15 protein-coding genes and 1 tRNA gene are annotated in these 10,471 nt (G+C 67.6%); 7 read left to right on the forward strand and 9 right to left on the reverse strand.

Annotated elements, in window-relative coordinates; translation table 11 throughout:
- Positions 1 to 28: 28 nt before the first annotated feature.
- Genes D3261_RS01875 through D3261_RS01885 form a run of 3 tightly spaced genes read right to left on the reverse strand, consistent with a single transcriptional unit; the run spans position 29 to position 2,625 of the window.
- Positions 29 to 862 carry a hypothetical protein gene (locus tag D3261_RS01875; RefSeq protein WP_120068142.1) on the reverse strand — a complete coding sequence of 278 codons (834 nt, stop codon included), beginning with the start codon at positions 860 to 862 and terminating at the stop codon, positions 29 to 31.
- Between the two features lie 55 nt (positions 863 to 917).
- Positions 918 to 1,328, reverse strand: coding sequence for a hypothetical protein (locus D3261_RS01880; RefSeq protein WP_120068145.1), 411 nt, complete (start codon positions 1,326 to 1,328; stop codon positions 918 to 920).
- A 55-nt stretch (positions 1,329 to 1,383) separates the two neighbouring features.
- A complete protein-coding gene (locus tag D3261_RS01885; protein ID WP_120068148.1) occupies positions 1,384 to 2,625 on the reverse strand; it encodes an NAD(P)/FAD-dependent oxidoreductase in 1,242 nt (413 codons plus the stop codon).
- Between the two features lie 94 nt (positions 2,626 to 2,719).
- Here D3261_RS01885 and D3261_RS01890 point away from each other — a divergent pair, with 94 nt between their 5' ends.
- Together D3261_RS01890 and D3261_RS01895 are read left to right on the forward strand one after the other, a co-directional pair.
- Entirely contained in the window at positions 2,720 to 3,313 is a 594-nt protein-coding gene (locus D3261_RS01890) for a DUF6149 family protein (RefSeq protein ID WP_120068151.1), read from the forward strand.
- 57 nt (positions 3,314 to 3,370) lie between these two features.
- Positions 3,371 to 3,631, forward strand: coding sequence for a hypothetical protein (locus tag D3261_RS01895; RefSeq protein WP_120068154.1), 261 nt, complete (start codon positions 3,371 to 3,373; stop codon positions 3,629 to 3,631).
- A gap of 18 nt (positions 3,632 to 3,649) precedes the next feature.
- Here the strand turns inward: D3261_RS01895 and D3261_RS01900 are convergent, their stop codons facing one another.
- Positions 3,650 to 4,078, reverse strand: a complete 429-nt coding sequence (locus D3261_RS01900) for a hypothetical protein (RefSeq protein ID WP_120068157.1) — start codon at positions 4,076 to 4,078, stop codon at positions 3,650 to 3,652.
- 105 nt (positions 4,079 to 4,183) lie between these two features.
- On the opposite strand from D3261_RS01900, the gene D3261_RS01905 reads away from it, so the two are divergent.
- The 4 genes from D3261_RS01905 (at position 4,184) to D3261_RS01920 (ending at position 7,346) form a co-directional block, all read left to right on the forward strand.
- Positions 4,184 to 4,822: an adenylate kinase gene (locus D3261_RS01905; RefSeq protein ID WP_120068160.1), complete on the forward strand. Its 639-nt coding sequence runs from the start codon at positions 4,184 to 4,186 to the stop codon at positions 4,820 to 4,822.
- Between the two features lie 63 nt (positions 4,823 to 4,885).
- Positions 4,886 to 5,854 carry a DUF106 domain-containing protein gene (locus D3261_RS01910; RefSeq protein WP_120068163.1) on the forward strand — a complete coding sequence of 323 codons (969 nt, stop codon included), beginning with the start codon at positions 4,886 to 4,888 and terminating at the stop codon, positions 5,852 to 5,854.
- Positions 5,855 to 5,898: 44 nt separating this feature from the next.
- The gene (gene cmk, locus D3261_RS01915; protein ID WP_120068260.1) at positions 5,899 to 6,474 is read left to right on the forward strand and encodes a (d)CMP kinase; all 576 of its coding nucleotides are present in this window, start codon (positions 5,899 to 5,901) and stop codon (positions 6,472 to 6,474) included.
- Positions 6,474 to 7,346, forward strand: coding sequence for an RNA-guided pseudouridylation complex pseudouridine synthase subunit Cbf5 (locus D3261_RS01920; protein WP_120068166.1), 873 nt, complete (start codon positions 6,474 to 6,476; stop codon positions 7,344 to 7,346). The genes cmk and D3261_RS01920 overlap by 1 nt, the downstream gene beginning before the upstream one ends.
- A 58-nt stretch (positions 7,347 to 7,404) precedes the next feature.
- On the opposite strand, the gene D3261_RS01925 is transcribed toward D3261_RS01920, so the two are convergent.
- On the reverse strand, positions 7,405 to 7,707 hold the full coding sequence (locus D3261_RS01925) for a MazG nucleotide pyrophosphohydrolase domain-containing protein (RefSeq protein WP_120068169.1): 303 nt from the start codon (positions 7,705 to 7,707) through the stop codon (positions 7,405 to 7,407).
- A gap of 64 nt (positions 7,708 to 7,771) precedes the next feature.
- Positions 7,772 to 8,689, reverse strand: coding sequence for a mechanosensitive ion channel family protein (locus D3261_RS01930; protein WP_120068172.1), 918 nt, complete (start codon positions 8,687 to 8,689; stop codon positions 7,772 to 7,774).
- Positions 8,690 to 8,827: 138 nt separating this feature from the next.
- On the opposite strand from D3261_RS01930, the gene D3261_RS01935 reads away from it, so the two are divergent.
- Positions 8,828 to 8,900 (forward strand) — tRNA-Pro (locus tag D3261_RS01935).
- A gap of 244 nt (positions 8,901 to 9,144) precedes the next feature.
- On the opposite strand, the gene D3261_RS01940 is transcribed toward D3261_RS01935, so the two are convergent.
- From D3261_RS01940 to D3261_RS01950, 3 genes are all read right to left on the reverse strand, one after another.
- Positions 9,145 to 9,483 carry a DUF5615 family PIN-like protein gene (locus tag D3261_RS01940; protein WP_120068175.1) on the reverse strand — a complete coding sequence of 113 codons (339 nt, stop codon included), beginning with the start codon at positions 9,481 to 9,483 and terminating at the stop codon, positions 9,145 to 9,147.
- On the reverse strand, positions 9,480 to 9,755 hold the full coding sequence (locus D3261_RS01945) for a DUF433 domain-containing protein (protein ID WP_120068178.1): 276 nt from the start codon (positions 9,753 to 9,755) through the stop codon (positions 9,480 to 9,482). Before D3261_RS01945 ends, D3261_RS01940 begins: the two co-directional genes overlap by 4 nt.
- A gap of 354 nt (positions 9,756 to 10,109) precedes the next feature.
- Positions 10,110 to 10,471 (reverse strand): dihydroxy-acid dehydratase (locus D3261_RS01950; protein ID WP_199693869.1); only part of this gene is annotated, 362 nt, incomplete at its 5' end.

Genomic DNA, 10,471 nt, shown 5'->3' on the forward strand with positions numbered 1-10,471 from the left:
TGGGGCGCACCGGGGTTAAACGCCGGGGTCATCGGTCGATCCACGGTCCACCGGGGTCGAGGTCACGCGGTTCGGTCCGGAGCTGTGTGTAGGCGTGGGTGACGGTCGCGGTGCCGAAGACCGCCGCCGGGCCGCCGAAGCACACCCACGCGACCCACGCCACGGCCGGTCCGAAGAGCACACCGAAGAGGGCGCGAACCACCACGAGGGGGACGATGGTGAGCGCGACGACCGCGACGCCGAGCCCGAGGAGCCGGAGGCGGTGGCCGCTGGCGACCCGCCAGCTCTCGTTCAGCGCGTCGACGAAGTTCCGGTTCTCGACCGCGATCTCCTGGCGCAGGAAGAAGAACGACGTCGCGAGGAACAGCGCCGCGACCGCCCCGCCGACGACGACCGCGAGGATCCCGAGCACCCCGCCGAGCCCGACCAGAAACCAGACCGCGAGCCCGCCGACGACCCCGTTGAGCGTCGGGAGGACGAGCGGGCGCAGCCGGTCGCGGGTGAGGCTCGTCGGGTCGGCGGCGAAGGTCCGAACCGCGACGATCCGAAACACCTCCCGGAGAACGCCCGCGAGGACGACGAGCCCGCTCGCGACCGAGGCGGACACGCCGAGCGCGAGCGGTGTCGTGGCGTCGAGCGCGTCCGCGACCGTCCGGACCTCGCTTGGCGTGAACCCCGTCTCGGCGGTGGGTCGGGTACGAAGGGTTTCGAGGGCCGGCTCGGCGGCGTCGCGGAGCAGGGTCTGGCCCCCGACCACGCCGACGACCCCGACGGCCGCGAACGCGAGGGCGAGCACCAGCCCGTCGCGCGAGGCGGTTCGCCTCGCTCCGGCGCGGATCGCGGCCCGGACCCCTACCGACATGGTTTCGGCTTCCGGCTCGGGCTATTAAAACGTTCCATCGTGCGACGCCGGCGGGTCAGGGCCAGTCGTCGCGGGTCTCGGGTTCCGGTTCCGGTTCCTCGTCGCCGTCGTCGAGCGTCCAGCCCGCGGCGTCGGCGGCGTCGGTGACCGCGAGGTACTCCCAGTCGACCTCGTCGGCGAGGTCGGCGTCGGCCTCGCCCGTACCGACGAAGACGTGGCGGTCGGTGTCAAACTGGTTCTTGACGTTCTCGAGGCTCTCGCGCCGACCGCGCGGCCCCGAGAAGAAGTCCTGGCGGATCCGGTTCTTGCGGGTGAAGTTCGTGACGACGTAGGTGGGTTCGTCCGAGACCACCCCGAGGTACTCGGTCCATCGCCGCGCGTCGGAGAACACCTCGGTGGGGTTCGCGAGCGTTTCGAGCGCGCCGAGATCGAACGCCAGCGTCATGTCGCCGCTGCCGCCTTCCATGGGCGGATTCGGGCCGGATACAGGAAAACGGCTTCGGTGTCGTGCCGGGGTCGCGTTACTGGCCGGCGGGGGTCGCGAGCTCGTCGAGGTCGACCTCCGGCTCCATCAGGAGGTCCTTGCAGTCGCTGACGTCGCGCTCCTCGCGGATGAGTTTCTTGTACTTGCTCTGTGGCGCGAGATTTCCAATCAGAACGCCGCCGACGATCTTGCCGTCCTTGAGCGCGAGCCGCCGCCACTCGTCGTCGCCGAAGGAGGCCTCGACGGAGTCGTCGCCGATGGTGGGGTGACCGAACGAGAGGAAGGGGAAGTCGAAGTGGGTGATGGAGTAGGAGGAGACCCACCGGAACTCGGCCTCGGGCTCGTCGGCGAGCATGTTCTTGCCCGCGATCGAGCCCTGCTCTTTCGCGCTGCCCCACGACCCGTTCTGGGCGTGCTCGCCGAGGATCACGTCGTAGAACCGGGTGAGGTCGCCCGCGGCGTAGACGTCCTCGACGGAGGTCCGCATGTGTTCGTCGACCACGACACCTTCGTCGAGTTCGATGTCGGTGCCCTGGAGGACTTCGAGGTTGAAGTCGAGGCCGATCGCGATCCCGACGAAGTCACAGTCGTAGGTCTCGCCGTCCGGCGCGACCGCGGCGGTGACGTGGCCCGCGTCGTCGACCTCGAAGCTGTCGACCCCGCTGTCGAACACGGGAGTAACGTTCTTCTCCTCCAGCGCCTCGTGGATGATCCGCGCGCCCTCGGACGAGAGCGCGTAGCGCCACCAGCACTCCCCGCGCATCAGGTAGTTGGCCTCGACCTCCTGGGCCCCACAGATCGCCGCGAAGTCGATCCCGAGGAGTCCAGCACCGACCACGACGCCCTTCTCGGCCTCGGTGATGTCGGCCTCGATCCCGCGGGCGTCCTCGAACGTCCAGAAGTGGTGGATCCCCTCGGCGTCGCTGTTCTCGACGGGGAGCTGGGTCGGGGTGCCGCCGGTCGCGATGAGGAGCTTGTCGTAGTCGATGGTGTCGCCCTCGTGGGTCGTGAGGCTGTGGCCCTCGGTGTCGATGTCGGTGACGAGGGTGTCGAGCCGGAGGTCGATGTCGCGGTCGTCGTACCAGCCGGGCTGGTGGATCGACATCGGGGCCTCGGGGAGCTTGCCCTTCGCGAACTCCTTGATCAGGATCCGGTTGTAGAGGGCTTCGCCCTCGTCGGTGATCACCGTGACGTCGGCGTCGGGGTCGCCCTCGCGGATGGTCTCGGCCGCGGAGCTCCCGGCGATCCCATCGCCGATGATTACGTACGAGGTAGGCATAGGGGGAGTTCGACGCCGGGGGTAATGTGAATTGCTATCTTCTCATCGTCCCGACGGACGGTGCGTTGATGTGTCTCGCGCCCCGAGGGTCGGCATGAAACTCAACCAGACCATCCGACATTTCGCGGCGAAGCAGGCCCTCTCGACGCCCGTCGTCGGCGAGCTCGCGACCCAGGGCCTCGTCCGGCTCCACACCGGCGTGTTCATGGACAAGGCCGACCCCGAGCACGCCGAGGAGCGCAAGGCCCACCTCGACGGGCTGTTCGACGCCACGATGGACACCTACCTCGCGACGCTTCAGGAGGGCTTCACCGAGGCCGAGGCCCGCGAGGTCACCCACATCCAGGCCAACTTCGACTTCTACAATCACGGCTGGGTCGAGATGATGGAGTTCCCCGTCGACGAGCTCGACGAGCACCACGCCCGGTTCGGCGAGTTCTTCGACCGGTTCGGTATCACGGTCGAGGACCCGCTTGGCGCGTTCGCGCCCGCGGGCGGTCTCCCCGACGCCCCCGCGACCCTCGAGAAGCTCGAAAACCCCGACCAGCCGAACGCCGTCGGGGGCTACGCCGACGAGACCTACGTCGACGGCCCGGACGGCGAGGTCCTCGTCGGCGGCGCGGACGACCCCGACGAGGTCGATGTCAGCGACGCCCCCGGCGTCACCCCCGACGACGTCGATAACTGACCCTTTTCTCTCCCCGCAGACCGCGGGCTTATCCCTCGGCCGACACAGGCACGGGACATGGACGACCCCCAACTCGGTCAGGCAACCATCGTCTACGACGACCCGGACGAAGGCAAGATCGAGACCGTCGTCGACAACGAGTTCATCGCGTACTTCGACGATCACTGGCTCGTGAAGGTCGGCGAGGACGGCGACGGCAACGACGTCGTCCGCCGGATCCCCAAAGAGCGCGTCCACTACGTCGAGCGCTCGGTCGAGGAGTTCCAGGACAAGATCGACAAACTCGCCGACGAGGCACAGGAACGACTCCCGTTCTGAATCGGTCGAACCTCCTTCTCAGACCGCCGCTATCCACGCCCGATAGTCGGGCGCACAGTCGTAGACGTCCTGGAACACCCGATCCACGAACTCGGCCACGCGCGCGGGGTCCGTCCGCGCCGCGACCCGGAGATTGACCCCCTCGGCCTTCTCGGGTCGGGTGAGTTCGTCGACCACGAACTCGGCATACTCGTCAAGCAGCGCGTTCGCCCGGTCGAGTTCGTCCTCGGTACAGTCAAGGTTCACCACGCCGTCGGCGAACTGGATCCAGGGGACGGGTTCGGGTTCGTCCTCGTCATCGCCCTCGTCTCCGGTGTCGGCGCTCGGGGGTTCGTCGGCCTCGACTTCGATCGTCAGAAACGGGCTGCCGCGTTCGGTGTGAGCGGCGATGGCGTCGACGAACAGCTCTCTCCTCCCTTCCTCGGTGTCGGCGTCGAATCGGGTCATGGCCCGATTTCGGTGGGTGCGGTGAAAAGCGGGGTGGAAGCGACGCGATGGGCAAACGGCGACGGTATCTACAAACCTTTTAGGGTGGCTTCCGAAGCGGGGGCCATGAGCGAGAACCAACCCAACGTCCTGCTGCTCGGACCGCCGGGCGCGGGCAAGGGCACCCAGAGCACGAACGTCGCCGACGAGTACGACATCCCCCACGTCACGACCGGCGACGCGCTCCGGGCGAACAAGGACATGGAGACCGAGTTCGGCACGCCACGCGAGTTCATGGAGGCCGGTGAACTCGTCCCCGACCCCGTGGTGAACGAGATCGTCGCGGAGGCGGTCTCGGAGTCCGAGGGCTACGTGCTCGATGGCTACCCGCGAAACGAGGAGCAGGCGGAGTACCTCGCCGACATCACCGCGCTCGACGTGGTCTGTCTGCTCGACGTCGACGAGTCCGTGGTGGTCGACCGGCTCACCGGCCGGCGGGTCTGCCCCGAGTGCGGCACGAACTACCACGTCGAGTTCAACCAACCGGAGGAGGCGGGCGTCTGTGACGAGTGCGGTAGCGAGCTCGTCCAGCGCGACGACGACACCGAGGAGACGGTCAAGGACCGGCTCCGGGTCTTCCACGAGAGCACCGAGCCCGTGATCGAGTACTACCGCGAGGCGGGCGTCCTCGAAACGGTCGACGGTGAGGGGTCCCCCGAGGAGGTCTGGGAGGAGCTTCGGACGACGATCGACGCCGCGGTCTGAGCGGGTTCGGCGGCCACACGCGAAGTAAAAGGTTGATTAGGCCGCATACCCGATTGGACGGAAATGGGACGAACAGGCGAGAAAGTACGCTCGCTGGTGGCCGAGGACCCGGCGTTCGCCGAGGCGCTCACCGTGGTGCTCGAGCGGGCCGGGCACACGGACGACGACCCCGACCCCGAGCCCGACGGCGGCAGCGCACGGCCACACACGGTGCAGTGGGGCGACGTCAGCGACGAACTCACCTCGGGACAGTGGGGGCGGCTCATCGAGAACGGGATCCTCCACGACGCCGACGGCGACGGCTTCGCGGTCTCCAACCCCGCCGAGATCCGCGACGTGCTCGGCGACGACGCCGTGGACACGTCGGCTGACGATGACGACGACGGCGGGACGTGGACGAAGTACGACAAGCTCGCGGCGGTCGGCGCGGTCGCCCTCCTGCCCTCGTATTACTTCGACCCGCTGCGGAACGCGGTCGGCGGGACCGCCGACCTCGTGCTCGGCCCGTTCGACGTTATCCTGCCGTTCTACGCCGTGATCTTCGTGCTCTCGGTGCTCACCGGGCTCTACACCGTGCTCTTTCAGTCCGCGCTCATGGACACCGACCAGATGGGTGACATCCAGGAGCGGATGAGCGACATCCAGGAGCGTCAGAAGGACGCACGCGAGCGCGGCGACGACGCGGCGCTCGAACGCATCCAGCAGGAGCAGATGGATGCGATGGGCGACCAGCTCGGGATGTTCAAACTGATGTTCCGGCCGATGGTCTGGATCATGCTGGTGACGATCCCGGCGTTCGTCTGGATGTACTGGAAGCTCGGGGTTCACGGCGGTGGTGGGATCGAGCACATCGCCCAGGGCGAACGCCACATCGTCATGCCGATGATCGGCCGGATGGCGTGGACGGGTGCGGAGGGCCGGATCCTGGGGCTGCTCCCGGTCTGGCTCGCCTGGTACTTCATCTGCTCGTTCGCCTTCCGGCTGGTGATCCAGAAGACGCTCAACCTCCAGACCACCCCGCAGACGGGCTGACCCAGGACGCAATCCCTTTGTATCGGGCCGGTCCGATGGTTTTCATGTTTGTTACCATCTCCGGACCGGCGGGCGTCGGAAAATCCACCACGGCCGCCACGCTCGCCGAGGCGCTCGGTTACGACCACGTCTCCGGCGGCGACATCTTTCGAGAGGTCGCCGCCGAACGGGGACTGACGGCGCTCGAACTCAACCGGCAGGCCGAGGAGGACGACGCGATCGACCGGGCGCTCGACCGCCGCCAGCGCGCGGTCGCCGCCGAGCGCGACGACGTCGTGCTCGAATCCCGGCTCGCGGGCTGGATGGCGGGCGAGCACGCCGACCTCAAGATCTGGCTCGACGCGCCGCTCGACGTTCGTGCCGCCCGGATCGCCGACCGCGAGGACAAGTCGCTGGCGACCGCCCGCGAGGAGACCGAGGCCCGCGCCAAGAGCGAGGCGAAGCGGTATCGGGAGTACTACGGGATCGATTTCGCCGACCACTCGATCTACGACCTCTCGGTGAGCACCGCCCGGTGGAGTCCGGAGGCCGTCTCGCGAGTGCTCGGCGAGGCGTGTGCCGCCTACGACCCCGCGGCTGACGAGGGCGGGGTCGAAGTCGACGTCGCGTACGACCTGTGATGCGGGGTTCGCCCACCGAGCGCACGTCCGCGACGGACCGGTCGTTCGGGGTCGTGAACCTCGACAAACCGCCCGGACCCTCGGCCCACCAGGTCACCGGCTGGGTGCGCGACCTCGTCGGGGTCGACCGCGCCGCCCACGCCGGTACCCTCGACCCGAAGGTCACGGGCTGTCTCCCGATCCTGCTCGGCGACGCGACCCGGATGGCCCAGGTCTTCCTCGAAGGCGACAAGGAGTACGTCGCGGTGCTCGAACTCCACAAACCGGCCCCCGCGAACGTCGAGAACGTTCTCGCCGAATTCGAGGGCCCGATATACCAGAAACCCCCCAAGAAGAGCGCCGTCGCCCGTCGACTCCGGGTGCGGACGATCCACGACCTCACGCCGCTCGAGATCGAAGACCGCCGGATCCTCCTCAAGATTCGCTGTGAGAGCGGGACCTACGTCAGGAAGCTGTGTCACGACCTCGGCCTCGCGCTCGGCACCGGTGGCCACATGGGCGACCTCCGGCGAACCTCGACGACGCCGTTCGACGACACGACGCTCGTGAGCCTCCACGACCTCGCCGACGCGCTCGCGTTCGCCGACGAGGGCGACCCGGAACCCCTCTCCGAGGCCGTCCGGCCGGCCGAACGCGCGCTCACCCACCTCCCGCGGGTGACGATCGCCGAGAACGCCGCCCGGGAGGTCGCGGAGGGCGCGCCGGTGTACGCGCCCGGCGTGCTGGACGTCGAGAACATCGATCCCGAGGACGACGAGCCGCTGGTCGCCTGCTACACTCCCGACGGGGCGGCGGTCTGTCTCGGTCGATTCGTGGGCGACCCCGAAGCCGACTCGGAGACCGTCGTCGACCTCGAACGCGTTTTGATTTGACTCGGTGAGCGTGTTGTGCCGGATCGTCGGCGGGCCGGGTTTCCGTCGACCGCCGTGGTCACTCCGACGAGGGGTTCCCCGTCTCGTCGATCCGCTCGTCGTACTTTTCGAGGGTCCGTTCGAGCGCCTCGCCGGCGTCGATATCGGCGGCGTTCGCGATCTGCAACAGGGTAAACATGGTGTCGCCGAGTTCCTCCTCGGTTATCCCGATCTCCTCCGGTCGTTCCCCGTACCCCGTCGTCTCGACAGCGTCCTCGGCCATCTCCCCGATCTCCTCGACCATGGTCAGCAACCGGAACTCGAGGCTCGTCTCGATGTCGTGTCTATCCACGAACGCCGCTACCTCCCGCTGTTCGTCCATGGGTCTCCCTCTAACGTGAGTCGCAATAGTCTTCCGTCCCGTCGGTACCGGAGTGGTAGTTCGGTCAGTCGTCGGCGCTCGCTCGGTCCACTTCGATGGGGTCATCGACGGCGACCGCGCCGGTGAGCTCGGTGTAGGGGTAGGGCATGTCGATCCCCTCGTCGTCGAAGCGCTCCTTCACGGCCTGAACCCACGCCGAGAGCGTGTGGACGTACTTCCCGCGCGAGGGGTCGTCGATGTGGGCGCGCGCGGTCAACCCCACCGCCGAATCACCGAGTTCGGTGAGGATCACGTCGGGTTCGGGCTCGCCCTTGATGTTCTCGACCGTCGCGGCCTCCTGGAGGATGATCTTCTTCGCCTGCTCGATGTCGTCGTCGTAGCCGATACCGAAGGTGAACGGAACCCGGAGCCGGTCGTTGGCCACGGGGTTGGTGACCGCGTTGTCGGCGAGTTCCGAGTTGGGCACGGTGATGAGTTCGTTGTCGAAGGTTTCGAGTTTCGTGACGCGGAGCCGGATCTCCTGGACGACGCCCGACTTCGTGCCGTCGCCCGAGGGCCACTCGATCCAGTCGCCGGTCTGGAAGGGCTTGTCGCGGAGGATGAACACGCCCGCGACGAAGTTACCGATGAGGTCCTGGGCGGCGAACCCGAGCGCCAACGCGAGCGCACCGGCCAGCGTCGCGAAGGCCGCGAGCACGGTCCCGAACCCCGCGATCGTCGCCGCGAGCGCGAGCGCGGCGAACAGCGCGAGCGCCCCCGCGATCCGGCCGCCGAGCCCGACGACCGTCCCGTCGAATCCACGGACTTCGAGCGCGCGCTTCGTCACCCTGGTCAGCACGAACTTGGCGACCGGGTAGATGACGACGAACGCCACGACGAACAGCACCACCGTGGTCGCGGCGCTCACGATCGCGTCGCCGTACTGGTTTACGAACTGCTGGGGCGTGGTCGGGAGACCCTGCTGGAGGACCGTCGGGTGCATCGTTCGAATCGACAGCCGAGTCGGTTATGAAACCATCGCCGCCGTCCACCGGTTCGGCACGGCCGCCCATCCGGGCTCCGGTCTCTCCCGTGCGCGAAACGAAGGGCTTAATCCACGAGCCGGCGTCGGTCGAAACGCGGGACCGTGGGGTAGCTTGGTATCCTCGGCGCATGGGGTGCGTCGGACTCGTGTTCGAATCACGACGGTCCCATTCCACCTTTCAGCACCACCTTTTGCTGCGGTCGGCCGCGAAGCGGCCTCCCTGGCAAAATGTGGATCAAAAGCCTCCTCCTTCCTTTCAGTCAGTCGTCGGCCAGCTCGCTCCCGCTGGTCGCTCGCGGTAGGATCACTCACAACTCCGCGCCGCAACCGCACAGCACCGCCGCCGGCCCTCGGCTCGCGCCTGCGGCGCTCGCCGAGACGCCAGACCCGTACCGCTACTGCGGGGTTCCAACTCACAGCCAGTTTTCCAACCACACCAGCTGGTTCGCCAATTCGTCGGCCGTAAAGAACCGGTCGACACGGTCGATCGCGACGGCGAACTCGCTCGGGGACGGATTCGGCGTCGTGTAGACGACGATTCCGGCATGGTCGACCTCGTCACCGAGTTCGACGAAATCGCGGTCGTTCGTGAGAACGACGAGCCCATCCCGTCCGCAATCACCGAGTAGTTCCTCGTCGACCGACTCCCGACCGTAGCGTTCCTGTGCGGTAACGACGGTGTACCCGTTCGACCGGAGCGTCGACGTGACGGCGCTCGGAACGTGTTCGTCCGCGAAAAAGCGAAGCGTCACCGTTCGGCGGCGGGCGGCGAGACCGACCGCGATTCGAGCCGTTCTTCCTGTTGTTCGTGCCGACGTCGGATCTCGCGCATCTCCTCCGGATGGTCGTAGTAGTACGCGAGCGCGGTGTGAACCTCCGCCAACGAGACGTCGAGTTGGTCGGCGACGTACTCCGGGGACCCATCGTCACGAACCATGTCGACGATCTGGAGCACGCTGATCCGCCGCCCATCGAGCCGTGGCTCACCGCCCAACGTTCCTTCCGTCGAGACGATCTCGGCCATTGCAGTCCTTTGGTACGTCGTGTCAAAGACTCTTTCTCATCTTTCAGCCCCACCTTTTGCTGCGCTTCGTTCGCTTCGCTCACTTCGCTGGCAAAATGTGGATCAAAAGCGCGTCGGGTTCCCTCCGGTCACCCTTGCGCCCGCTCACTCGCTGCGCTCGTTCGCGGTGGGATCACTCACAACTCCGCGCCGCAACCGCACAGCACCGCGACCGCCGAAGCCCTCACTCGCTCCGCTCGTTCGCCCTTCATCCGCCAGGAAAGCACCGCCGCCGGCCCTCGGCTCGCGCCTGCGGCGCTCGCCGAGACACCGGACCCGCACCGCAACCGCGCCGCCGACGTCTCTACTGCCGCTTCAGTCTCGTTTCACGCCAGGGTTCGTCACCGCGCCGTTGGCCGCCGACCCGAAGTCCCGTCCGTACTTCGCGAGCACACCCGACTGGTAGTTAGCCTCGGGCTGCTCCCACGCGTCGAGTCGGGAGTCGAGTTCCTCCTCCGAGAGGTCGGTCTCGATGGTTCGGTCGGGGACGTCCACGCGCACCGTGTCGCCGTCCTGGAGTGCGGCTATCGGCCCGCCGACGAACGCCTCGGGCGCGGCGTGCCCGATCATCGGCCCGCGCGTCGCACCCGAGAACCGTCCGTCCGTGATGAGCGCGACGTCGTCCTCGTGGCCCTGGCCGACGACGGCGGCCGTGACACCCAGCATCTCGCGCATCC

Origin of the sequence: Halococcus sp. IIIV-5B, from assembly GCF_003602035.1 — an archaeon.
Classification (GTDB): Archaea; Halobacteriota; Halobacteria; order Halobacteriales; family Halococcaceae; genus Halococcus; species Halococcus salsus.